General features: G+C 48.2%; 19 protein-coding genes. All 19 read left to right on the forward strand.

All coding sequences use genetic code 11. The features are described from left to right. Window positions 1–46: 46 nt before the first annotated feature. The 19 genes from ACFOLF_RS25950 to ACFOLF_RS26040 all read left to right on the forward strand — a co-directional run bounded on the left by ACFOLF_RS25950 (window position 47) and on the right by ACFOLF_RS26040 (window position 26250). Entirely contained in the window at window positions 47–1168 is a 1122-nt protein-coding gene (locus ACFOLF_RS25950) for a glycosyltransferase WbsX family protein (RefSeq protein WP_210044144.1), read from the forward strand. 522 nt (window positions 1169–1690) lie between these two features. Beyond that, a complete protein-coding gene (locus ACFOLF_RS25955; RefSeq protein WP_379113401.1) occupies window positions 1691–3418 on the forward strand; it encodes a sensor histidine kinase in 1728 nt (575 codons plus the stop codon). A 1-nt stretch (window position 3419) separates the two neighbouring features. Further along, a complete protein-coding gene (locus tag ACFOLF_RS25960) occupies window positions 3420–4853 on the forward strand; it encodes a response regulator transcription factor (protein WP_210044145.1) in 1434 nt (477 codons plus the stop codon). Between the two features lie 148 nt (window positions 4854–5001). After that, window positions 5002–6624 carry an extracellular solute-binding protein gene (locus ACFOLF_RS25965; protein ID WP_210044146.1) on the forward strand — a complete coding sequence of 541 codons (1623 nt, stop codon included), beginning with the start codon at window positions 5002–5004 and terminating at the stop codon, window positions 6622–6624. Window positions 6625–6708: 84 nt separating this feature from the next. After that, window positions 6709–7599 carry an ABC transporter permease gene (locus tag ACFOLF_RS25970; RefSeq protein ID WP_210044147.1) on the forward strand — a complete coding sequence of 297 codons (891 nt, stop codon included), beginning with the start codon at window positions 6709–6711 and terminating at the stop codon, window positions 7597–7599. Window positions 7600–7620: 21 nt separating this feature from the next. Further along, window positions 7621–8508 (forward strand): carbohydrate ABC transporter permease, encoded by an 888-nt coding sequence (locus tag ACFOLF_RS25975; protein ID WP_210044148.1) that lies wholly within the window; start codon window positions 7621–7623, stop codon window positions 8506–8508. A gap of 20 nt (window positions 8509–8528) precedes the next feature. Next, a complete protein-coding gene (locus ACFOLF_RS25980; RefSeq protein ID WP_210044149.1) occupies window positions 8529–9350 on the forward strand; it encodes a phytanoyl-CoA dioxygenase family protein in 822 nt (273 codons plus the stop codon). 33 nt (window positions 9351–9383) lie between these two features. Next, window positions 9384–10217, forward strand: coding sequence for a phytanoyl-CoA dioxygenase family protein (locus tag ACFOLF_RS25985; protein ID WP_210044150.1), 834 nt, complete (start codon window positions 9384–9386; stop codon window positions 10215–10217). An 11-nt stretch (window positions 10218–10228) separates the two neighbouring features. Continuing rightward, window positions 10229–11311: a Gfo/Idh/MocA family protein gene (locus ACFOLF_RS25990; RefSeq protein WP_210044151.1), complete on the forward strand. Its 1083-nt coding sequence runs from the start codon at window positions 10229–10231 to the stop codon at window positions 11309–11311. 47 nt (window positions 11312–11358) lie between these two features. Further along, window positions 11359–12150: a sugar phosphate isomerase/epimerase family protein gene (locus ACFOLF_RS25995; RefSeq protein ID WP_210044152.1), complete on the forward strand. Its 792-nt coding sequence runs from the start codon at window positions 11359–11361 to the stop codon at window positions 12148–12150. A 531-nt stretch (window positions 12151–12681) separates the two neighbouring features. Next, window positions 12682–14409: a response regulator transcription factor gene (locus tag ACFOLF_RS26000; protein ID WP_210044153.1), complete on the forward strand. Its 1728-nt coding sequence runs from the start codon at window positions 12682–12684 to the stop codon at window positions 14407–14409. Between the two features lie 19 nt (window positions 14410–14428). Continuing rightward, window positions 14429–16234 (forward strand): cache domain-containing sensor histidine kinase, encoded by a 1806-nt coding sequence (locus tag ACFOLF_RS26005; protein WP_379219548.1) that lies wholly within the window; start codon window positions 14429–14431, stop codon window positions 16232–16234. A gap of 28 nt (window positions 16235–16262) precedes the next feature. Then, a complete protein-coding gene (locus tag ACFOLF_RS26010) occupies window positions 16263–17723 on the forward strand; it encodes an ABC transporter substrate-binding protein (RefSeq protein ID WP_210044155.1) in 1461 nt (486 codons plus the stop codon). 96 nt (window positions 17724–17819) lie between these two features. Continuing rightward, entirely contained in the window at window positions 17820–19241 is a 1422-nt protein-coding gene (locus tag ACFOLF_RS26015) for an ABC transporter substrate-binding protein (RefSeq protein WP_210044156.1), read from the forward strand. A gap of 115 nt (window positions 19242–19356) precedes the next feature. Beyond that, entirely contained in the window at window positions 19357–22323 is a 2967-nt protein-coding gene (locus ACFOLF_RS26020) for an extracellular solute-binding protein (RefSeq protein ID WP_210044158.1), read from the forward strand. Window positions 22324–22344: 21 nt separating this feature from the next. Continuing rightward, a complete protein-coding gene (locus ACFOLF_RS26025; RefSeq protein WP_210044160.1) occupies window positions 22345–23295 on the forward strand; it encodes a carbohydrate ABC transporter permease in 951 nt (316 codons plus the stop codon). A gap of 19 nt (window positions 23296–23314) precedes the next feature. Next, complete coding sequence (locus ACFOLF_RS26030; protein WP_379113413.1) at window positions 23315–24172, forward strand: carbohydrate ABC transporter permease; 858 nt, start codon at window positions 23315–23317, stop codon at window positions 24170–24172. 12 nt (window positions 24173–24184) lie between these two features. Continuing rightward, window positions 24185–25606 carry a hypothetical protein gene (locus ACFOLF_RS26035; RefSeq protein WP_210044169.1) on the forward strand — a complete coding sequence of 474 codons (1422 nt, stop codon included), beginning with the start codon at window positions 24185–24187 and terminating at the stop codon, window positions 25604–25606. Then, a complete protein-coding gene (locus ACFOLF_RS26040; protein ID WP_210044170.1) occupies window positions 25603–26250 on the forward strand; it encodes a Yip1 family protein in 648 nt (215 codons plus the stop codon). Before ACFOLF_RS26035 ends, ACFOLF_RS26040 begins: the two co-directional genes overlap by 4 nt. Window positions 26251–26255 lie beyond the last annotated feature (5 nt).

The following is a 26255-nucleotide window of genomic DNA, read 5'->3' on the forward strand; positions in this document are numbered from 1 at the left end:
TTTGGCAACTATTGCTTTTCATACGTTTATATCAGGAGGGCTTCGCATGAAGAACATGAATAACTATGATGTAGCCGCTTATGTCTGGCCGGCTTATACGGGGGACGAACCCAGAACCAGGATGTTCTGGCCCGAAGGAATCGGAGAGTGGCAGTCCGTCAAAAATGCCGTGAGAAAATTTCCGGAACACGATTGGCCGAGGAAACCGTTATGGGGATATGTCAATGAAGCCGATCCCTATGTGATGGAAATGCAAATTAATGCTGCGGCAGACCACGGAGTCAATGTGTTTATCTATGACTGGTATTGGTATGACAAGCGGCCTTTCCTGGAGCAGTGTTTAAATAATGGCTACTTGAAAGCGCGAAACAATGACAGGGTTAAATTTTACTTGATGTGGGCGAATCACGACGTCAACCATACATGGGATATCCGGCTTTCTCATATGCAGGATACGGTCATCTGGGAGGCGTCGGTTGATCGGCCCGAGTTCGAACGAATTGCCAACCGGTTGATCGCCGAATACTTCAAACACCCGTCCTACTACACCATCGACGGCAAGCCTGTATTTATGATTTACGATCTGGCAAATTTAATGAAGGGCTTGGGAGGAGCAAGCGCAACCAAAGACGCGTTCGTATGGTTCCGAAACCGGGCGGTAGAGGAAGGGCTTCCGGGACTTCATCTTCAATTGACCCTATGGAGCGAGATGAGTTTCAATCTTAGCGGCGTCGATGGCGGCAAAGAGGCAACGACAAGCGAGGTTGTCACTCTGCTGGGATTTGACAGCTTGTCCCACTATCAGTTTGTGCATTTTGCAAATATCGACAGAGACTATGATGACATTATGAAGGATGTCGTTCAGGAATGGCAGCGTATTGACCAAACCTATGACATTCCTTATTTCCCGCATATTTCAATCGGATGGGACAACAATCCGCGATTTCGATTTCAGGAATTCCGTCCCGGCATTGTGAAGCAGAACACACCGGACAATGTGCAAAAGGCGCTTCAGCTGGCCAAGCAATATGCCGACAGTCATCCAGGTCAACGTCCATTGATCACCATTAACAGCTGGAACGAATGGACGGAAACCAGTTATCTTCAACCGGATGACCTATATGGGTACGGCTATCTTGAGGCAGTGAAGCAAACCTTCAAGAAGTAACAGGGCCAACTTCTATTAGATAGAAGTGATGTGGCAGAGAGAGTGTTAAACTTCCTTTATAAGGTAATTCTCGGTGGCTTCACACCTGCTTTTTTCGTGTTTTCATGCGACGCGTCGAACTCAATTAATTCAACAAAGCAGCTGGTTCCAGACTTTTTTTATCATGTGACAGAGGCAGGCGGCTCAACCGGCTGCCTTTTTGGCGCGCGCGATTGGACAGCATTCCTGGGGAATGGTTTTGGCTATCGAGATGGGATAGGCCTTGGACTTACGAAGGTCTGCAGGTAAGCTTTTACGGCAACGAAGTTTACGACCGGCATGGGCCGGGGCTGCATAGAGCCCCTGCCGGACACCGGGAAATGATTGTCGAATGTGCTGATGTTTTGATATACTGACCATAACTTTCTTGAAGGACGTCTCTCGTGGGCTGCACAATCAGCCTCGCGGTTAAGAAGAGACGTCTTTTTTCCACCTTACAGGAACCTATTTTACTCAATTCATAGAGTTTTGGAGGCGCATTCATTGAACCGCAGCTTATTGACCAGGCTATCCCTGAAGAAGCGGCTTCTCATCATTATTCTGACCAGCTCGCTTATCCCGTTGGCCTTAATTGGAACTCTTTCATACTATAAAATGTATTCCATGCTGGACAACAAAATCGAGTCAGGCGTGCAAAATAACTTGCAGCAGGTTGAACTTTCGCTGGAGAACACGTTATCCAACCTGAATCATGTTACACAGCAGCTAGCATTTAACGGAAGTATTGGACAAGATTTACAAAACTATCTGGATACAGCGGATGTATATGAAAAATCGCGATTAGAGAAGGAGCTCGTCAACGAGCTCAATATTATCAACTTTGCCAATCCGTCGATCGGGCTGACATTCTATTATTTTAAGAACGACCATCGCTTTTTATTTGAGAACTTCCCGATCAAAAAAGATTTTGATTTGGACAGCTTGCCCATTCTGCAGCAGTATGACAGCATCACTTATTATGGTCCGCACAAAGCCAGCAACCGGTTTGACGACAATAACGTCATCTCCGTCTTCCGGCAGGCCAATATCCCGGATCGGGACGATGTGTACGTTTATATTGAAACCGGATTCAAATTTGCCGAGAAAATATTGGAGAGCAGCCAGGATGGCATGCAGGTCGACCATCTGATCGTCAATGATCAGGGTTTGGTCAGCTACAGCGAGAATCCGGCTGATTTTCCTGTCGGCACGATGTATCCGGACGAGAATGTACCGGGCAAATCCTTGAAGCATAAGGGATATTATTTATTTCGGAATGTCAGCAATCAGGGCTGGAGCGTTGTTTCCGTCATCCCGCAGTCGGAGTACAGCAAGGAAATATCGGAATGGATCAAGCAGTTTGCCGGCTTCTCCCTATTGTCGATTGCCGTCAGTCTGCTGCTTGGCTGGCTGCTCTGGCGGATGGTGTACGTGCCTCTTACAAAATTCAATAAAGAGATCATGCAGCTGACAAACAAAAACTTTCATTCTGAGATCAAGACTTCGCAAATTCCCGAGTTCGATCATCTGCTGCATCAATTTTGGAACATGCGCAGGCGGATCTGGGAGCTGCTTGCCGAAGTGGAGCAGAAGGAGAAACGAAAAGCCGACCTTGAGGTCGAAAAGCTGATGTACCAGATCAATCCGCATTTTCTCTATAACACGCTCGATACGGTTTGCTGGCTTGCGCGCCTGAACGGCCAGGACGAGATCGACGGTCTTGTTACGTCACTCAACAAGCTGCTCCATTACAATCTGGACAAGCAGGGACAAGAAACGACGATCCGGCAGGAGATCGGCGCCCTGAGGGAATATTTGAATTTGCAGCAGATACGCTATGATTTTCGCTTTGGCGTGGAAATTGATGCTGACGCAACCATCGAAAATCTGGACATTCCCAAGTTTATTCTGCAGCCTCTTGTGGAGAACGCCTTATATCACGGATTGGGAGACGATGGGGTGATACAGGTGCGGGTCAGCCTGGAAGGATCGTCCCATGTCGTCCTCTCGGTAACCGATAACGGAATCGGATTATCCGGGGAGACCATTCATAAGCTGCTTCATAATGAGCGCGGCGAGAATAAGAAGATGGGGTTTGGCATCGGTATCAATTACGTCAAGCGCGTGCTTTCATCGCGATATGGATCGGAAGCCGTAATACAAATGAAAAGCAACGAGAGCGGAGGTACCACTGTTCTGCTTCGCATTCCTTTACAAAAGGCTGGTGTATGAGATGAACGTATTGATTGTGGATGATGATAAATTGGTCCGCAAAGGGCTGATGGTTCTGATGCCCTGGAAGCAATTCGGGCTGCAGGTTGTCGGAGAAGCGGCTAACGGCGAGGCAGCACTTCAATTTCTGCAGAATAATGATGTCCAAATGCTCGTTACCGATTTGGCCATGCCGGTCATGTCGGGCATCGAATTAATGCGCACCGTCCGCATCCGCTTCCCGGATATTTGGTTGATCGTCCTGACCTTCCATCAGGATTTCGAATATATTCAAGAATCGCTCCGGCTCGGTGCAATCGACTATATCGTGAAGACGCAGCTGGAAAAAGAGAAAATGGAGGATGTGCTTGCGCGCATTATGGGGAGGATTGCCGAAGAAACCGGGAAACGTCCGCCAGCGAGCCGGTTTCTGCCGGAGGAGAACGAGAAGCTTCAATTTCAGAGCGGGACCGGTCTTGTTTTATTATCCCTGACTCCCCGGCAGGACAGCGATTGGACTAGACGGCTGCCGGTTAGGCCGGGAGACTTTATGACGGAAGTGGAACAGGATTTATGGCTGTGGGTCCAAGGCGATAGCGATGCCTTGTCGCTGCAGGGTGAGGATTTGCCGGAACGGCTGCAGGTCGAGCCCGATATTGTTCTGATACGACTGCCCGATATTGAGGGCTTCGACAGAGGAGAGGCCGTCAAATGGCTGAGGGAGTTCCGCAACCGGGGATTGTTGTACGAATTGGAGGCGGGTAAGCGTCTGTACGATATATCTATTGTATCGGAGCAGGAGAACTGGCCGATCGTGTTCGAAGACGATGTGCGTGAAATGCATAAACGGTGGTCATCGCTCAGCTGGGTAAACAATGATCCGGTATTCAACGAGTGGTTGACTGATCTGAAGCTGATGCGGCTGCCGAAGGAGAGGCTGGAGAGTATCTTCTACTCCGCTGTCCGGGAATGGGAACGGACGCTCTCCGCCGATACAATATCCGGAAGCCGCCGGATCGGCAGCTTATTGTATTGGTACGAGTGGGAGGAATGGCTCCGCGAGACGCGGCGGAGCATGATCGATTTAACGAATAAATCGATGTACTCCGGGTCGATCGTGGACAGCATTCTCAAGGCGGCCGACTTGATTGCACAGGATATTACGCTGCAGACTGGTCTTGTCGAAATGGCCGGCACGGTTCACATGAGCCGCAGCTATTTCAGCCAATGCTTCAAGGATATTATCGGGAAGCCCTTCAATGAATATGTCCGCGACCGGCGGATTGCCAAAGCGGAGGAGCTGCTCGGACAGACGGGAATTCCGATCGTGATGATCGCGGAGAGAACCGGTTACCCGAATGAAAAATATTTCAGCCGGTTATTCCGCGAGCAGACGGGTCTGACGCCAAGCGAATACCGCCAGAAGCAGCGGGGTGCACTATCATCCAAAAAATAGCCATGAATCATCTTTTAGATAGGGATAGAGGACGTATATATAGTACGATCGTATACGAGATTATGGACGCTTGAGCTCCCGACGGGAGTTTTTTTCTTTTATAATGAAAACGCTAGCAAAATATTCAATCCAAAAAGGGTGGGAGAATATGAAAGTTGTGAAAATGCTCGGCCTTGTGTTGGCCGCCTCTCTTGTATTTGCGGGATGCAGCAGCAATAACGCCTCAGATACAAACACGGGAGGGCAGCAAGCATCCGACAATACGCCTGTGGATCCGTTTCGTTTGCCAGAGCCGGTAGAGATTCAGATCATCAAGTCCGTCCTTCCGGACCTGACCATGAAGGAAGGCGAGACGATCGAGGACAATGAGTATACCCGATATGTGTTCGACAAAACGAACATTAAAACCAAGGTCATGTGGTACGCTTCTTCGACCGATTATGATCAAAAAATGCAGCTGGCCGTCGCAAGCAACGACATGCCCGACATGATGGTGGTCGATGAGAAGACATTCCGCGCCATGGCGGCATCGGATCAGCTTGAAGATTTGACGGATGTGTACGAGAAATACGTGACGCCGGAAATCCGGAAGTTCTACCAGGCTACCGACAACAAGGTGATAGACGCCGCGACCTACGGCGGGAAATTGCTGGCGCTGCCGAGCGTGGGCATTCAAGCCGATGCCCCTTCCATGCTCTGGGTCCGTCAGGATTGGCTGGACAAGCTGGGCCTTCAGCCGCCCAAGAACATTGATGAATTGAGGGCCGTGCTCAAAGCGTTCGTGGAGAAGGATCCTGACGGAAACGGCGCCGCCGACACGATCGGCTTAACCGGCAATAACGTAACGCTCTCCGCCCAGGGCGGCGGCCTGCATGATTTCAAAGGGATCTTCAATGCATTCAATTCGTATCCCTTGACCTGGGTAAAGGATGAAACAGGCAATATCGTATATGGCTCGACGATGCCTGGAGTCAAGGAAGCGCTGAGCGTTATCCGCGATATGTACAAGGAAGGTCTTATCGATAAGGAATTCGCGCTGAGGAAAAGTCCCGATGAGCTTGTAGCCAGCGGCAAAGGAGGCGCGTTCTTCGGTCCCTGGTGGACGCCCTGGGCGCTGACCGCCTCAGTAAAGAATGACCCGAAGGCTGATTGGCGGGCTTACATGATTGGGGATAAGGACGGCAAGTACAATATCTCGTCACTGCCTGCCGCCCAGTCTTACCTCGTCGTCAAGAAAGGCTTCAAGCATCCGGAAGCGGCTGTCGTCTATGCCAATATGTATGATCAGGTGTCGCATACACCGGATGAAAAGGCCAAAAATCTGATCGTCGGCCATTCCCTCTGGCCGCTTACGATGATTACGGATTACCCTGATGCCGCAACGAAAAAACACGAGCTGCTTCTCGAAGCATTGGCAGGCAAGGTGAAGCCGGAAGAATTGGACGGGGAAATGCAATTGGTATACGAGCAGGCGCTCAAGGATAAGGCAAATCCCAAAGCGAATGCCGACGATTGGGCGGCGCCCCAGGCTTATTTGGTAGGAGCGGGCGTACTGGAGCTGGAAATGAATGCGATCGATCCCGTATTCAGCGCTTCAACCAAAACGATGGAGCGGCGGTGGGCCAACCTGCAGAAGCTGGAAAACGAAACGTTCTATAAAATCGTGCTGGGAAGCCTGGATTTGGATGCATTCGATAAGTTCGTGGAGGACTGGAAAGCCGAAGGCGGCGATACGATTATTAAAGAGATTGAGGAAGAAATACAGAAATAATCCAATGGATTGCATAAAGCGCCAAGGATGGACCGGCGCTTTATGTCCCTCTGCTGTTTCTTCAGGAAATGAGGCGTTATTAGAATGAAGCATAATACTTTTCAGAAGCACTACCACATGATGTTATTGCCGGGAATGATTCTGCTTATTATTTTTAGTGTCATTCCGATGGTCGGCATTGTGCTCGCCTTTAAGGATTTCAAAATGGGGCTGGGCTTTACGAAATCGCCCTGGGTCGGATTGGAAAACTTTAACTATTTATTTGATATGCGCGACAGCAAAACGATTTTTTTCAACACCATTAATATCGCTTTTTGGAAGATTGTCGCCAATAGCGTCCTGCCGTTGATTTTCGCCATTCTATTGAACGAAGTAAGGAAAGTAGCCTTCAAACGCTGGGTGCAGACGATCGTCTATTTGCCGCACTTCTTGTCCTGGGTTATTTTATCCGGCATTATAATCGATCTTCTCTCGCTCGACGGGGTGGTTAATAATGCGCTGCAAGCTTTTGGCATGGAGCCTATTATGTTCCTTGGAAGCAATACCCTGTTTCCGTGGATTATCATTTCAAGCGATGTTTGGAAGGAATTCGGTTTTAATGCGATTATCTACCTGGCGGCTCTGACCGGAATCAGCCTGACCTTATACGAAGCGGCTGAAATCGATGGCGCGTCATGGCTGCAAAAATTAAGACATGTTACGCTGCCGGGTATAGCACCGACCATCGTGCTTCTCGGAACGTTAAGCATCGGAAACATCTTGAATGCCGGATTCGATCAGATCTTCAATTTGTACAATCCGCTCGTGTATGACTCTGGCGATATTATTGATACGTACGTGTACCGTGTTGGTATTGTACAAGCCCAATTTGGTTTGGCGACTGCGGTTGGATTAATGAAATCGGTAATCGCATTGATCTTGATTTTCATCTCGTACCGGTTGGCCAGCAGATTTGCCAATTATCGTATCTTTTAACCAGAAAGGGGTGGCAAGCTCATGGTTCGGAACAAAACAGGGACGGCGCGTCTGTCACGAGGCACCTTATACCTCCTTATGACTGTTATAGCTGTTCTCTCATTGGCTCCGATTTTGTATACGGTCGCAGTATCCTTTAGTGATAAAGCCGCAGCGGCGGCGGGTAAAGTGACCTTGTGGCCCGTCGGTTTCAACACCTTTGCGTATGACACGATATTGAACGACAAAAATTTTCTCGGCTCTTTTTTCATATCCGTGAAGCGGGTGCTGGTAGGCGGCATCATCAATTTTGTGATAACGGTATCAATGGCATACCCGCTATCCCGTCAGGTTGCGGAATTTCGTTCCCGTGATCTGTACATGTGGTTCATCATTGTGACAATGCTGTTCAGCGGCGGGATCATTCCTCTCTATATTTTGATGAAATACTTGGGAATGTTCGACACCATTTGGGCTTTGGTGCTCCCGACTGCAGTACCGGTATTCAACGTTATTCTGCTGATGAATTTCTTCCGGAGCATTCCCAAGGAATTATCGGAAGCGGGGCATATCGATGGAGCAGGTCCATGGTACATGCTGATGAAGGTATTCATTCCGCTGTCCACGCCGGCTTTGGCCACAGTCACGTTGTTCAGCATTGTCAGCCATTGGAATTCCTTTTTTGACGGTCTCGTATTTATGCGGAGTATGGATAAATATCCGCTTCAAACGTATATTCAACAGTTTGTCGTTCAAACGAATCTGCAAAATGTATCCTCGGCAGAAAAGATTGAAATGTTCAAAAGGCTGTCCAATCAAACGTTGAATGCGGCGAAAATCGTGATTGGCATGCTTCCGATTCTTCTTATTTATCCATTCCTGCAAAGATATTTTATTCACGGCATCATGCTCGGCTCAGTCAAGGAATAGAACGCCCAGGGAGGACAGGTATGAACGGACAAATTCAACTGACAGGGGAAGAACTCGCGTTCTATCAGGAGAACGGATACTGGATAAGCGGCCGGATCTTCAATGACGAACAGCTGGAACGATTGCAGAGAGCCCATGACCGTATTTGGGACGGTGATTATGACGGAGACGGCTTTCCGCTGTCAGACTGGCATCCAAACGGCAATCCGCTTCAGCTTCGGAAGATGGACAATGCCTGGTGGATTAACGATGAAGTGAGAGAAGCGGTTACCAGCCCGCTGCTTGGGCAGATCGCGGCGCAGTTAATGGGCACTGGCGAAGCGAGGCTGTGGTACGACCAGGTCATTCATAAACCGGGAACCGGGCAGCAGGCCGCGGAGAAATCCGGGAATGTGGGCTGGCATCAGGATTATGCCTATTGGCAATGCACGGATACCGCTAATCTGGTGACGGCTTGGGTGGCGCTGCAGGATACGAAGGTACAGAACGGCTGCATGCTTGTCGTTCCGGGTTCGCACAAGTGGGGACTTATCCCGGCCAGCGATTCGTTCTTCGATCAGGATCTGGATTCCTTGAAGGAGCGGTTCGCCAAAGAGGGACGGGTGTGGAACGAGGTGCCGATGATCCTGAAGGCGGGAGAAGTGAGCTTTCATCATGCGTATACGCTGCATGCTTCGGGCCCTAATCTGTCCGATCAGCCGCGCCTGTCAGTCGTTGCGCATCTGATGCCGGGGAATACGGTTTACCGGAACAAAGGGCAGAATGTCGATAACATCCGCCTGCTTGGACCGCGGCCCAAAGAAGGGCAGCCATTCGATAATGCCTATTTCCCGAAATTGTGAATGATATTAAATCGAATAAATGGAGGAATTCAAATGAAAATTCAACTGACGGAACAAGAACGTTCGACCAGACAATTAAATCCGGAGACATTGGAAATTGCGGTTGAGCAGGTAAAAACCAATGGGTATATTCTATTCGATAAAGTGCTGAGCGATGAGAAAATCGCCCATATCCGCAAATCGTTCGATCCGCTTTTCGATGAATTTATTGAACGTAAAGGCTTCAATACGGGAACGAATCGCGCGCAAATGTTTCTCCCTTTCATGCAGCCCTACATCGACGAGGAGATTATTTGCAATCCGATTGCCACAGCCGTGCTCGACAGCATTCTCGGCGCAGACAACCGCTGTACGTATTTGGCTTCGGATACGCCGATGCCGGGCTCCGACTACCAGAATGTACATTGCGACATCATGCCTCTCTTCCCGGATTTGTCGATTCCGCTGCCAACCTTCAGCCTGGTTGTTAATATTCCGTTGGTCGATGTTACGGAAGAGAACGGGCCGCTTGAGGTTTGGCCTGGCGGTACACATCTGAATCCGGACCGGGCAAACCACGACACGCTGGACGGAAGCGTGAATCCGCATCTGCATATCGTGCGTGCGGCTGAACATATGCTCTCCGAGAAGGTGCTCATGTCCGCCGGTTCGATTGTGATTCGCGATATCCGGATGTGGCATCGCGGAACCCCGAACATCTCCAACGACCGCCGTACGAATCTGGCCATGATTTTTAACAAGAGCTGGTATGGCGGAGGCTCTTATATTCCGATCCCGCAAGAAACATATGATCAGCTGCCGCAGAAAGCCAAGGAAGCGTTCCGCATGGAGAAAATCGGTTTCCCGGCCAAGATGCCCTGGGAGTAATGGAGGATATAATGAGAATTTATCTTATTGGCGCAGGTGTAATCGGCCGGTATCACGCGGAGGCCATACGCAAGCTTCCCGCCGGCGAGCCTGTGGAGCTGAAGGCTGCAGATCCGAACGTGCAGGCGCTTGCCGCCTTCACAGAAACGTTTCCCGAGGCGAAAAGCTATTCTGATGCGCGTTCGATGCTTGCTGAGCCGGCGAGAGAGGACGATATCGTCATAGTCGGCACACCTCCGTTCACGCACTTTGAATTATCGCGGATGGCGCTGGAATCCGGCCGTCATGTATTATGCGAGAAACCGCTGGTGATGAACGGCCAGGAAGCCAAGGTGCTGCTTGAAACCGCAAAACGGCATAACCGCATGCTGGGATGCTGCAGCGACCGCTTCCTGGGCCTTTGCAAGACCGAAGAAATCAAATCCATGCTCCACTCGCAAACATTGGGCGAGGTTTATAAGGTGACATTCGTATACCGGAACCAGCGCGCCCGGGCGGGCGTGGAATACCAGAAGGAGAGCAAATGGTTTCTGGACCGCGCCAAGAGCGCGGGCGGGATTCTGATGGACTGGGGACCTTATGATTTCACAGTGCTCAATGATCTGCTGCAGCCTGAGTCAATTGAAGTTGCTGCAGCCTGGACAAGCAAGCCTGTAACGCAAGCCGATCCGGCGGATACGACATACGATGTCGAGGGCCATGTCGGCGCGATGCTGAAGTATTGTCTTGCCGGCGGCAAATCCGTATGGGTTCAATACGAGCGGGCATCCTGTACGCACGGCGAACCGTATCATCATGTTGAACTGGAAGGCACGCTGGGTGCGGTGAAGTGGTCGCCGTATTTTGAAACTGATCAGATTGATTACAAACGGGATAAAGAAGGACAAGTGGAAACGACGGAGAACCTAATGGCCCATAACGGCCCCTTTACCGTTATGGACCATCCGATCTATTACTTTTATTTGAAAGTCAAAGGACTGGACTCGCAAGCAACCATTAATGAGCAAGCGGTTTTCAATTTTCAATGCCTGCAGGCCATCTATGATTGCGCAGAATCGGGAACGCCGCAGACGGTGCCCCATTCCGTGTTATAGGAAGTTAACAATGCGCCTATCATCAGAAGGTAAAGGAGAATTGAGGGATGATCATAAAAGGATTTTCGACCGCGATGTACGGTTGGCATGAACGATTCCGGTTCGACCGAAGAGAGGCCTCCTGGGATGAAATATTCCGGGAGTGTGCGGCAGCAGGAATGAACGCCGTTGAAATCGATCCGGAGCCGGAGCTCGTAAGTCTGGCCCGGATGTACGGTTTATCCGTCTCGGGTGCCTATATCGGGCTTAATCTTCATGAACAGGCGATTCCTTTCGAGGAGAGCATCATGCCCCTGGCCCGCAGGCTGGCGGAGGCCGGAGGGACGGATCTGATCATAAATGCGGATCCCAAAGGCGGGTGGGGCGCTGCGCTCCCCAAAACAGAGGACGAATTTGAACGGCAAGGCGAGCATTTGTCGCGCATATCCGCTGCCGCAGGAGAATGGGGGCTGAAGGTCAGCCTGCATAATCATGCGGATGAGAAGCATAATGCGGAAGGCGACATGCGCAGCGTTATTGAGTACGCCAGTGCAGATGTGGGACTATGCGTGGACACGGGATGGGCGCATGCTGCGGGATACGACCCGATTGAGTGGATTCGGACCTACCCGGAAAGAATCGATGCCTTCCATTTAAGAAATCAACGGGGGCGAACTCCAACGGAAGATCTCCTTGAAGGGGACATCGATATGGAGAAGCTGCTTCAAGCACTGTCGGATATCGGATATAACGGCTGGCTGGCCTTCGAGCTGCTGCATAACGAAGAGAACCCGCCTGTGCGGACAATGGCCGAAGATGTCAGAAGATCGGTTGAATTTTTGAAGACGTTCATCCGCTAGGCGAGAGGGGGCATTTGCTCAAACGGCAAATGTCCCCTTTTATAATCAATATCGGAAGGGGACCGGAAATGCACACAGTGAAATCTTTTCGCACAAGTTAAGAGCATTTATAAATTATTTGCCCAAGAGCCGGCTGTTGCAGCCGGCTCTTTTTGCTGAACTGGAGCCGTGCCCGGTCCGGAATCAGCCCCTTTATGTATGCGGAAGATGTAGGGCGCCATATGTGTGCCCATTAACCTACCGCTACAATGGGACTGGGAATACTTGCCAAGCTATATTAGTTGTATGAGAATAAAGTAGACAGACTATAGTACTCCTTAACGAATATATAGGGATATTGGAGATGACTGCCTATGCGACCAAAATCGTGAAGTAAAAATAGTACACCAAATCCAAAAATATGCACATTATATAAATCCTTTCGCTTCTGTAAAATGGGTCACAACGGGCAGAGGGATGGGGGAAGGGGGGGATATGACGGAAACGGATGCGAGATACCAAGGATATCGATAGATTGAGGAGGACACTTGAATGTTTAAACTCATGATTGTGGATGATGAGCTTTGGATCCGGGAAGGTTTGAAACAAACCATAGACTGGGGGGCATACGGTATCCAACTTATTGGAGAAGCCGAAGATGGACGGAAGGCGCTCCTGCTGATAGATGACAATATCCCGGATATCGTTATTTCCGATATTAAAATGCCCTCCATGAATGGGTTGGAATTAATTGAAGAGCTAAAATTACGCGGCACAGATATTAAGGTGATCTTTATTAGCGGATTCAGCGACTTCGCATATGCCCAAAAAGCTGTCAAACTCGGTGCGTTCGATTATATTCTCAAGCCGATTGAGGAGAAGGTGCTGCTTGAGATCATTGAACGGTGTGTCTGCGAAATCATGAAAAAGAAGGAGGATTCTTACCGCTTGGAAGAATTATCAAGCCGGATTAGAGAGAGTTTACCACTCGCGAAACAGAAGCATCTGGAAATGTGTCTAACTCAACCTATGCCGGACAACGAATTACAGATCAAATGGAAAACGTTCCAGATTGAACTGGATCCGAATCGTCTCGTTATTTTGGCTGCCGTAGTACACGAATGGGGTGAACGAGACATGAATGAGAAGGAATGCTCACTTATTCGATACGCTCTTGGCAATCTGATGGAGGAGATGATTTCAGGCGATGGCATGCGATGCATCGCATGTCCTTTACATGAGAACGAGTTTCTTGATTTGGCGCTGATTGTTTCTCCACAAGAACATGACAAGCCGACAATGTATGAGCAATTATTCAGATGTGCTTATCGTGTCATCGAAGGAGCACAAAAATATCTGGGCATTCGAATTACCATTGGGATCAGCGATATTTCGGATAGAAAGAATCTTTATTCTGCATTTAAGGAAGCGCTTACAAAAAGTGCGGGTTATTTATCTGAAGAATCCGGTCATGTCTATGGCCCGGTAATCATGGAAAGCAGTTATATGGATGTCAATGCGCCTCCACGACATCCATTGCCGGCAGCGTATGCAGCATTCCAAATGCCGGGGGCGCGACAGTCAGTATCTTTTGCAGGGAGCATACCCGTCGCAACGATTAAAACAGAAGCGCTGGATGCTGCACGCTCTAATCGACTGCTGCACGCTTTGAAGCTGATGGATGAACATAAATGTTCCGAGATGCTTGACGATCAGACTGAGCATCTAAGAGAGCTCGTCAAACAAACATCCGCCATTGCGGTTCGAAGCGAGATGAACTTGTATATTGGTATTCTTCTTTCCAAATGGCGAGACCTATGCACCGCTAAGTATACCTCAGAACCCTTCAGAGTTACTCATCAACAGAAGCTTCAGCTTTATCGGTGTCCCCTTAATGAATGGAAATCCACGATCATGAGTGTCTTTTTAACAAAGAATACCACTGTGTCTGTGTCTGGACAGAAACGCATCATCGAAACAGCATTACGTTACATTCATGACAATTATCACCTTGGCATTAGCCTCAATAGTGTAGCGGAACATATATATTTGAACCCCTCTTATTTCAGCAGGCTGTTTCACGCAGAGGTTGGGGAAACGCTTAGCCGTTATCTCATTCGAATTCGGATTGCAAAAGCAAAGGAGCTGCTCGAGCAGACGCTGCTTAAGATTTATGAGATAGCAGATCGCGTAGGTTATAAGGACTTTCGGCATTTTGTCAAAATATTCAAAGAATATGAAGGGATGACACCAGCTCAGTTCCGCAACCACGGTATGTAGAAGAGGAGGAATCAGGACTGTGGCATTCATTAGGAGAATAAAGCTTACCAACGTAGGCATGAGGGTCTTTGGGTTGTATGTCGCCAGTATGCTTATCATTATTACGGTGATGGGGTATCTCTCTTATGTCAAATCCACCGAGATGATGGAGAACAAGATTGGCGGAATGGCTCTTCAGAATGTCCAGCAAATGAGTAAACGGATTGAAAAAATCATCGAAGGATACGAGGATCGCTCGCTGCTGGTCGTAGGCAACAAGGAAATTCAGAAGCAGCTGGATGGAGAGCTGTCTGACGAAATGGAACGAATCGAGAACAACAATAGCAATACGGCCTTTCTATCTAATCTGGTCAATTCAAGAAACGATGTGGATAGCGTTTACTTGTTTGGCGAGAAAGGCTTTTCCTATCATTACTCGCCTAGAGATTCAACCCCTGCCTATAATCCCTATATTTACGATCATTCCCTCGAGCTCTGGTACAAACAAATTCGCGAAGCAGACGGACAAGCGGTTTACTTCGGTATCCATAAGTCGTTTATTACGCCATGGAAGGCGGAATCCGGGCCCGTGTTCTGCTTCGGGCGGGCGGAGAAGGATTTTAATAGCCGCGGAGAAATTATCGGTGTTACGTTATATGAGATAGATCCCAAAGAGATTATGGATATTCTATCGGAAATCGACTACGACGGATCGGGCATGAATGTCATTATCGACGGAACCGGTCAGATTGTCGGCGACAAGGACGGCATACGCTTATCCAGTATGCTTGGTGTTCAATTGGAACAAAAGCATCAGGGTATATTCAGCAAACGAATCGATGGAGAAAAGGTGCTCGTTGTTTACAACAAGTTGGAAACAGCCCCCTGGACTCTAGTCGGTATGCTCCGCGGCTCGGAGTTGATGAAGGAAGCGAACGATATCCGCTTCTACATGTTATCGCTCGGAGTCCTGTTTTCCGCAATCGGTATCCTGTTGGCCTTGATTATTGCTTCGACGGTTCACCGGCCGCTGCAAAAGATGATTCGGGCTATGCATAAAGCGAAAAACGGCGATTTCGATGTACGTCTCGAGGACAAGCGGGAAGATGAATTCGGTTACTTGTTTATTCATTTTAACGAGATGGTCGCTCATATCAAGGAATTAATCAATGAACTATATGTGCAGAAGTTGTTGGAGCAGGATCTTCAGCTCAAGATGCTCGGCTCTCAGATTAACGCTCATTTTCTATACAATACGCTGGATTCGGTACACTGGATTGCACGGATTAACAAGGTGGACGATATCAGCACTATGGTCTTTGGGTTATCCAGGTATTTGCGGTTGAGTCTCAGCGAAGGCAGGGATGAGGTGTACGTCAGTGAGGTCGTACAATTGATCGATAGCTATATCATGATTCAGAAGGTTCGCTATCAGGATAAGTTCACTCTTCTCTTGAAAGCAGACACATCGCTTGCGGATTTTAAGGCGCTTAAATTTATATTTCAACCTATCGTAGAGAACGCGATTTATCATGGGCTGGAGAAAAAAACTGGCAAAGGCAGGCTTGATGTAGCATTTATTCGGGAATGCAATTGCATGAAGTTCATTGTAGCTGACGATGGGGCCGGGATATCGGATGATAAGTTGTCTGAGCTGCAGCTTATATTGAAAGGGGGGGAACCGCAGGATAATCGGAATTTTGCGCTGCGAAACATTAATTCACAGATTAAAATCGCTTACGGGCCTCAGTACGGGATTGAGATCCACAGCCGATACGGGGAAGGTACTACGGTTACGATGACGATACCGCTCACGAAGAGGGATCAGGTTAAGCATGCCAGCTGAACTCGTCCCATGCAGCAGATGCCGCAATATGCAACGGATTCCATTAATTGTAAGGGGGATTTATGTAAAGATGAGAGAGCTTTTACTTGGCGAGAAAAGCCGTGTATCTTCCATTCTTATCCTCATGATAGCCGTAATCATGTTATTGGCCGCTTGCAGCAGCAAAGAATTTTCGTATTCTGAAGCGGACACAGGGACGGCCAATGACAATGATGATTCGAGTGATGTAAAGAAGAGCAGCGAACCTGTAACGATAAGCTTCTGGTTTCCATGGGGAGGAGGATTTCAGAAAGAATTTTACGATACAGTCGTTAAACCGTTCGAAGCGGTTAATCCGGATATCAAAGTCCAAATGACTTTTGTTGAAAACTCTGATAATACCCAGGCTTCGGGTAAATTGCAGACCGCGATTGCAGGAGGCCAGGCACCGGATGTAGCAATGTTTGACCGGTTTATGGTCGGACAATGGGCCGAAATGGATTCTCTGGAGGATTTAACCTGGTATGCCATCCATGATGATATGGCAAGCCTCTATTACCCTAATGTATGGTCGGAAACTCAATATAAGGGCAGAACGTACGCCCTCCCTTGGAATATGGACAGCCGTGCTATGTTTTACAACAAATCCATGATGCAGGAAGCGGGCCTTGACCCGGACAAACCGCCGACAACGATAGCAGAGCTGGATGCAATGGCTGAAAGAATGTTCAAAAAAAACAGCAATGGAAGTTATGATCAGGTTGGTATTATACCTTGGATGGCCCAGGGGTTCTTATATACACATGGTTGGAACTTTGGCGGCCAATGGGAGAAGAACGGAGAACTTATGCCAAACGATCCGCAAATTGTCAAGGCGCTGGAATGGATCCAAAGCTATGCCAGGAAATATGACAACAAGAAAATGACGAATTTCTCGAATAGTTTGAGGCAACGCGGACAAAATCCGTTCATGTCCGGCAAAGTAGGTTTTATTTTTGAAGGCAACTGGCTGCTTAACGATATCGATAAGGCTAATTTTGAGTGGGGTGTAGCGCCGATGCCTTCAGAAGAGGGTAACAAATCGGTTACTTGGGCGGGAGGCTGGTCTTTCGTTATGCCTAAAGGAGCCACGAACCAAGATCAGGCGTGGAGGTTTATTAAATTCATTGCAGGTAAAGAGGGGGCGCTTCTTTGGGCAGGTCGACCGGCTAGCAATTATGATCTGACCTGTATTCCAGAAGTGAACGCACAGCTTGGATTGGATAAGAAGGAAAAAATGAACATATTCATCGAGCTGCTGGAGCATGCATTCATTCGTCCGGTAACGCCTGTGGGCGGATTCATGTGGGATGAGATGTATCGCATACAAAAACTGGCAGTCAATCTGCAGGGTGAACCAAAAGCCCTCCTGGGCGAAATGAAAAAGAATCTCGATGCTGAGCTTGCAAAAGTGAAGGCATTGGAAGGGTCGAAGATTGAGCGTAACCATAAAACAAAAATACTACACTAAATACAAACATAGGCACATTACCGAATTGAATTAAAGCGTTTACACTAAGGTGGTGTCAAAGATATCCATTGAGATGATTAAAAAGGAGGCTGGAAAGTGAAGAAAAAGAGTGTTGAAACTCTACAATTTAAAAGCAAAATGATTATGTTTGTTGTGGCTGCACTATTAGTTTCCATTGCATTAACAGGCTGCGGAGGCACGAATGAAGCAAGCGGAACGAATACATCAAATGGAAATAGTAAAAAAACCGGAGACAGTACAGCAAATGGAGATGATGCAAACAGCGGGGCCGATAACGGGAATAGCAAAGACAACGGCAAGCAAGTAACACTCGATTTTTGGTCATGGGGCGGCAAGTTCCAGCAGGATTATACGAAGATTGTTATTAGTGAATTCGAGAAATCGCATCCTAACATCAAAGTAAAATACATTACCGAACAAGGGACCGAGAAATTGACGACTCTGATTGCCGGAGGAACGCCTCCGGACGTGGCCTTACTCGATCGCTTTATGGCGGGAGCGTGGGCAGCCAAGGGGTCTCTCGAGAGCTTAACTCCTTATCTCGCAGACGGCACGGTTACCGCTGATGATTACTACCCCAGCGTTTGGGCAGAAGGGAATTACAAGAATGAATTATATGCTATGCCGTTCGGCACGGATAACCGGGCGATGTATTTCAACAAAACATTAATGAAAGAAGCCGGTCTTGACCCGGAGAAGCCACCGACTACTATTAGCGAGCTTGACGCGGCGGCTGAGAAGATATTCAAGAAAACAAGCAGCGGGTATGAGCAGGTCGGGTTAATTCCATGGATGAATCAGGGCTTCTTATATACCCAGGGATGGAACTTTGGCGGAGAATGGGCAAAAGACGAGGAACTAACGCCGAACGACCCTCAAATCGTGAAAGCGCTTGAATGGATGACTGGTTATGCGAAGAAGTATGACATGGCCAAAATTAACAATTTCAATGACGTAATGGGGAAAACCGGAATCAATCCATTCTGGACGGGGAAAGTCGGATTTGTGTTTGACGGAAACTGGATATTGAACGATTTGATCAATAATGCAAAGGTGAAACCGAAATTTGAATGGGGCGTCGCTCCGATGCCTGCAGAGGATGGACAGGCTCAATCCACCTGGGCAGGAGGCTGGTCTTGGGTTATGCCAAAAGGAGCCAAGCATCCTAAAGAAGCATGGGAGCTGCTCAAATATATCGGCGGTTATGAAGGTACGCTGCTCTGGGGAAAACGTGCGGATGCCGGAAATGATATTACAGCGATGCCGAAGGTGAATGAGGAGTTAAAAATAGCGGATAATCCAAAATTGAAAGTATTCCTGGATTTGATGCCAACCGCGCATACTCGCCCTGTTACCCCGGCAGGTCAAAAAATGTGGGATGAAACATTCCGTGTGACGGATTTAGCACTGAACGGGAAAGGCGAGCCCAAGAAACTGCTGGATGAAGCAAAAAAGAACGTGGATAACGAATTGAAAAAACTAGAAGCTGCCAAATAAATGATCAGACCGGTAAAGGGGAGATACGAAGCTGCCTCTTTCCTTTACCGATTTACCTGTAATGACAAATAAGACAACTGCCTGGATGAATTGAACGACAATGAGGTGACGGTTCTTGAAACGAAGTTGGAACAAAGCATTGAACTGGAAGAAATTCATGCTGTTATCGCTTGCCTTTCTTGTTTGTTCTGTAACCTTTGGTGGAAATTTTCAATCTTATGCCAGCGAGCGTTTAAGAGATCGGAATCAAAATCAAGGCATTCCGCAATCGGATAAAGATCATTTGTCTATAGACGATATTTTACAGCCGACCTACGGGAAGACATTGGCCGCTTATAACAAAGAAGGCTATGTACCTGCAGCGGGAGCGGAAATAGTCATCCCGGCAAATGAATTTTCGGCATTCGGCGGTTCTAGGCCTGCTTCGGAAGCTGTCGAAGGTCATTCAACCGCTCTGGTATGGGATAAAGGTACGACATGGCTGGAGTGGACGGTAGATATACCCTCAAGTGGACTTTACAACATAACGACAAATTATTATCCAATGCAGGGGAAACGGCTGCCTATACAACGTGAGCTGCTAATAGACGGACAGAGTCCATTTCGTGAAGCACAGCGGATCTATTTCTATCGCAACTGGATAGATCGAGGCGATCCCGTTCAGAACAATCAGGGAGATGATGTTCGCCCCAAGCAAGTGGAGGAGCCGGAATGGATGAGTTTGCCGGTTATGGACGGTAACGGGTTATATCCGGGACCCTTTCAATTTTACTTCAGTACGGGCAAACATGCCATACGGATGAATTATTTAGTAGAACCCATGGCATTGGATCAAATTCGGATAACAGCACCGGAACAATTGCCAAGCTATGACGCTATTAAACAATCCTATGGGGCGGAAGGATATGAATCCGTTTCGAATATAAATGTGAAGGTACAAGCGGAAAGCAATCCTGCAAAATCCGATCCGACCATTCGTAGAGAATCCAATGGCGATCCGCTAATGGAGCCGGCAGGGGATGGGAGTATACGGCTGAATGCATTCGGCGACTGGCGCTGGAGAAAAGGTGGTCAGAAAGCCACATGGGCATTCACAGTCCCAAAGGACGGATTATATAAGATTGGCATGAAATTTGGACAATGGTGGGGCGATGGGCTTCCGTCCTATCGTCAAATTCTCATAGATGGGAAGGTACCATTCAAAGAATTGGAATTATACCCGTTCACCTATTCGCGAAGCTGGCGAATCGAAACACTGCATAAACAAGGCAGCAAATCTGATCCTATGCTTATGCATTTATCGAAGGGGGAGCATACGCTCACCATGGTTGCCGAGGTCGGGCCTTACCAGCCGATTATCGAGGACTTAACGGCGGATACGCAGAAGCTGTCCGACCTGTATAGGCGCATCATTATGGTAACGGGACCTACTCCGGATCCAAACTTCGAATATGAACTGGGCAAGAAAGTGCCAAAGCTCATCGAGGATTTAAAGGTAATCGCGGACGACCTGATCGTTCAAATGGATGCATTGAAGGCTTTATCGGAGGAAGAGCCAAGCACGGTGAACAGTCTTCGTATGATGAATCATACATTCGAAAAAATGATCAAGAATCCGGATTCGATTCCAAGGCAGTTATCGGAGCTAAGCAATAGCCAAACGAGCTTGAGCACGCTGCTGATGGGTTTGCAGAATGTACCGCTTATACTCGACTACCTTGCAATCAGTTCACCGGATACCGAATATCCCAAAGTGAAGTCCAGCTTCCTGCAGAAGTCCATCAGTACGTTCCAAAACTTCATAGCCTCTTTCACGAAGGACTATACGGGCATTGGCAGTGTCTACGCTACAGGCGAGCCTGCTAAAGAAACGGGCCCGGTGATTGAGGTCTGGGTATCGCGAGGCAAAGAATGGGCGGAAATCATGAAGGATATGGCAGAAGAAGATTTTACACCGAAAACCGGTATCCGGATTAATGTCAATACGCTTCCAGCCGGACAATTAAATGCAGGCTCGGTCAATACGCTGCTGCTTGCCGCGAGTTCGGGCAAAGCGCCTGATGTCGCGACAGGTGTCGATGCACATTTACCTGTCGAATTTGCAATTCGGGATGCCTCGGTCGATTTATCGCAATTCCCGGATTATGCGGAGGTCAGTAAACGATTCTTGCCAGGATCGCTAATTCCGTTTCAATATAACGGGGGCAACTACGCACTCCCGGAGACACAGGATTTCAACGTACTTGTTTATCGTAAGGATATATTGAAGGAGCTCGGTGTGAGCATCCCGCAAACATGGGAAGACACGTACGCCATGCTTCCGATCCTGCAGCAAAATGGGATGCAGATGTTCTACCCGATCTCGTCACTTGGATTTATGCCTTTCCTTTACCAGAATGGCGGCGAATTCTATCATGCGAATGGGATGAATTCCGGACTTGATACTCCTGAAGCCTTTCAAGCCTTTACGGAGTGGACAGAACTATACACCAATTATAAATTTCCGGTTACAGCCAATTTCTTCAACCGTTTCCGGACGGGGGAAATGCCGATCGGCGTTGCCGACTATCTGACATACGTTCTACTCTCCACTGCAGCACCGGAACTAATTGGACGATGGGGTGTTGCACCATCGCCTGGCCATAAGAAAGCTGACGGTACGATTGACCGAACGAGCGGCGGTGCCGTTCAATCCGTTGCAATCTTCAAACAATCGAAGCATCAAAAGGAAGCGTGGGAATTTCTCAAATGGTGGACCAGTACAGAGAGCCAGGTTCAATTCGGTCAGGAACTCGAGGCTCTGCTCGGCGTAGAAGCGCGCTGGAATACAGCAAATATGGAAGCCTTCTCTCAGCTGCCTTGGCCAGAGGATGATTTGAAGGCTTTAACCGATCAGTGGAAGTATTACAAGGAACAGCCGTATGTGCTTGGCGGATACTTCACTGCGCGGAACATTGACAATGCGTGGAACCGCGTTGTTCTTGGGGGAATGAACATCAGAGAGTCGCTGGAACAGGGAATCAAGGATATTAATAAAGAGCTTGAAGCCAAACAAAAAGAATTCGGTTTTACTCCGGATTAGGGCGGCGGAAGGAGGAGCGAGATGCAAAGCAGTGTCGAAGTAAAAAGCCCGTTTCAGCTGGCATCACAGAAGGTAAGCCGATTCAAATTATCCCATGCAGGGAAGAGAGTTGCGCTTGGTTACTTATTTCTCAGCCCGTTTCTGATCCTCTTCATCGTGTTTACCGTTATCCCTGTCGTTCAATCCGTCTACCTCAGCTTTACCTACTACAACATGCTTCAGCCTGCCAAATGGGTCGGCTTATCGAATTATAGCGTCTTATTTCTGGAAGATGATATTTTCATCAAATCGCTCAAAAACACGTTCATCTTTGCTGTTATCGCTGGACCGCTCAGCTATTGTTTATCGTTTCTGCTTGCCTGGGTCATTAATACGCTTCGGGCTAGAATGTTATTTTCATTGGCCTTTTATGTGCCTTCCATTACAAGCGGAATCGCATTATCCATCGTCTGGCTCTACATATTCTCTGGCGACCGATACGGCCTGTTAAACAATTGGATGTTGAACTGGGGAATGATCAGCGAACCTATTCTATGGACGACCGACCCGGATACGATCATGCCTGTCATCATTATTGTTTCCTTATGGATGAGCATGGGGACGGGGTTCCTGGTCTTTCTTGCCGGGCTTCAGAATGTTTCGCCTGAGTTGTATGAAGCGGGGGCAATCGATGGCGTATCAAGCCGTTTCCAGGAACTCTGGTTTATTACGCTGCCGCGTATGAAGCCGCAGTTGTTGTTTGGGGCAGTGAACTCCATCGTGGCTGCCTTCGGTGTGTTCGATATTGCCGTAGCCATGGCCGGCATGCCAAGCCCCAACTATGCAGGGCATACGATTATTTCCCATCTCTTCGATTATGCGTTTATTCGGTTTGAGCTTGGGTACGCTTCTGCCATCGCGGTATTCCTGTTTTTTGTTACGCTTGGTTTGGGACGGATAGTCATGAAATTATTATCGTCCAAAGAACAATAAGGGGGCAAAGGACGTGTCGATGAACTATGCGAAATTTGTTACCCGCTTCAACAGGGGACTATTGTATGTCTTTATGATTGTTTTGGTCGGGTTCACGGCAATGCCGATCATTTATATGGTTTCGACGGCATTCAAGCCACTCGATGAGCTGTTCCTTTACCCGCCGAGATTCTTTGTGCAAAAGCCGACGCTGCGCAGCTTTTATGACTTGCTTACCGCTACGGACAGCTCTATCGTTCCTTTCTCGCGATACATCTTCAACAGTGTGTTCGTTTCAGGCTCGATCGTTGTTGCCAGCTTGATTGTGTGCAGCTTGGGTGCTTATGTGCTATCCAAATTCAGGCCGCCTGGCGCCGGGTTTATCTTTGCGGTGATTCTATCGGCTCTGATGTTCTCGCCGCAGGTCACGCAAATTCCGACCTATATGATTGTTTCCAGTCTGGGTTTGGTCAACACATATTGGGCATTAATTCTGCCGAAAATCGCGGTGGCCTTTAATATTTTCTTAATGAAGCAGTTCTTTGATCAAATTCCGGATGCGCTTATTGAGGCAGCACATATTGACGGCGCTTCGGAGTGGACCATTTTCTGGAGGGTCATCATGGCGGTAAGCAAGCCCGCTTGGTCGACACTGATCATTTTCTCTTTCATCGGGAACTGGAATGATTATTTCTCTGCCCTTGTTTTCACTACAAGTGAAACCATGAAGACTCTGCCGCTTGCGATTCAGACGCTTGCCGGGGGTCCGGGTGTGGTAGCGCGATCGGGTGCACTTGCTGCCGGTACCTTCCTGATTACGCTGCCCCCCATATTAATCTTTCTTTTGTTTCAGAAAATGGTTATGAATACGATGGTTCATTCCGGCATCAAATCCTAGGGGGCGGACACGATGGTCAAACGAATATCAGCGGTCCTGCTCGGCTGTCTGCTGTTTCTTATTTGCAGTTTGCCAGCCTATGCTCTCCCGCAAATGTCCTACACACTTGACCCGATGCATGGTTATAAGATTCCGATCCCGCTCACGTATACCGTCGATAAGGTCATCCTGGATGTGGGCAGTCCGGGATTGAATAAGCCAAGGGACCTGTTTATCGATGAGAAGGGTCTATTGTATATAGCAGACACAGATAATAACCGGATTGTGAAAATGAACACCGATGGAAAGGTGCTTGGCATCTACGGCAAGGAACAGGGAGTTGTGCTCGATCAACCGAGCGGCATCTTCGTAGATGGGCTGGGCGATATGTTCGTTGCGGATACGGGGAGCGGCAAGGTGATCCATCTGGCTTCTGATGGCAAGCTGGTTGAGGAATTCGTAAAGCCGGAATCCACGTTGATTAGTCCGGAAATGGAATTCGCTCCCGATAAAGTCATTATAGACCGTCGCGGCTACTTGTACGTGCTGAATAAGACGGATTACAGCGGGTTTATGATGATCGATGCCATGAATCGGTTTCGCGGTTATATTGGAGCAAACCGTGTTCCATTTGATTGGAAGAATCTCCTCATCCGGTTATTGGCAACGCCTGAGCAGAGAGAGCAGTTAAACAACGCCGTGCCTCAACAGAACGCTAATTTGACGATGGACAGTAAAGGATTTATCTATACGCCTACCGTTCTGATCGATACCGATCAGATTAAAAAATTTAATGCGATGGGTGAGAATATCTATAAAAAAGCTTTCTTCGGCGAGTCCTCGATTGATAGCGGAACGTTGGAGGTTCCGTATTTCGTCGATTTGGCGGTAGATCAATACGGTATTATTAATGCCTTGGATGCCATGTCGCGTAAGATTTATCAATACGATCAGGAAGGGAATTTGCTTGCTGTATTCGGCGGTCAAGGGGATGTAAAGAGCCGATTCGAATATCCAACCAGCATCGTAATCGATAAAAGCGGTACGATCTACGTCCTTGACCGTGATCGGAATAATATTCAAATCTTCAAGCCGACGCGGTTTGCGGAATTGATTCATCAAGCGAGTCAATTACATTTTAATGGGCGTTACCAGGAAGCCCTGCAGCCGTGGAAGGAAGTATTGAACATCGATGAAAATTATCCGTTAGCCCACCGGGGCGTAGCCAAGGCCCTGATGAAGGAAGAGAAATGGAAAGAGGCTATGAAGGAATTCAAGCTGGGTGAAGATCAGGATGGTTATTCGCTTGCTTTTGCCGAGTATCGGCATGACTTCATGCGTCAATACCTCGGCTGGATCCTGCTGGTGGCTGTTCTCATCATTTATGTGGTGTACCTTATTGTGAAGGTCATGATTCGCGTAACGAATTCCGTCATAAGGAGGTATGGCTATTGAACAGAGCAGCATCAATGAAACAGTCCTCCATGCGGTCCTTTCGGCTCGGGATCGCGATACTGTTTCATCCTGTGGACGGATTTGAAGAGCTGCAGAAGAACAAGCACCTGATCTCAGCCTTTGTGCTGATCCTTCTGACCTTGTGCGTCAGAATCGTGACGATATATATGACGAGCTTTCATATCACTTCTCTTCAGCCCAGGGACGCCGATTTGAATTTGGAATTAGTCCGATTCGTACTGCCGTTATTATCAGGGGTCATCGCTTGTTATTTGATTACGGCAATTATGGACGGTGAAGCTTATTTCAGCCAAATCCTCACGGCCATGTCCTATGCGCTGATTCCGTATATCGTGTTTGCGATTCCCTTGGCAGCGCTCTCCATTGTCATATCGAAAGGCGAGATTGGACTCTATAATAGTATCAGTCTCTTGATCTGGCTGTGGGTAGCCTTGCTCATCTTTATACAGCTCAAGGTGCTTAATGATTATTCCTTTAAGAAGTCGATTGGCGTCGTCCTGTTATCCATTTTTGCTTTCCTTACCTTCTGGGGGACGATCGGCCTCGTCTTTGCCCTGACGAACCATGTCATCCAATTTATCAACGAAATTGCCGTAGAAGTTCGATACTTGCTGGATAATTAAGGGGG

Source organism: Paenibacillus sepulcri (genome assembly GCF_042647105.1).
Classification (GTDB): Bacteria; Bacillota; Bacilli; order Paenibacillales; family Paenibacillaceae; genus Paenibacillus_Z; species Paenibacillus_Z sepulcri.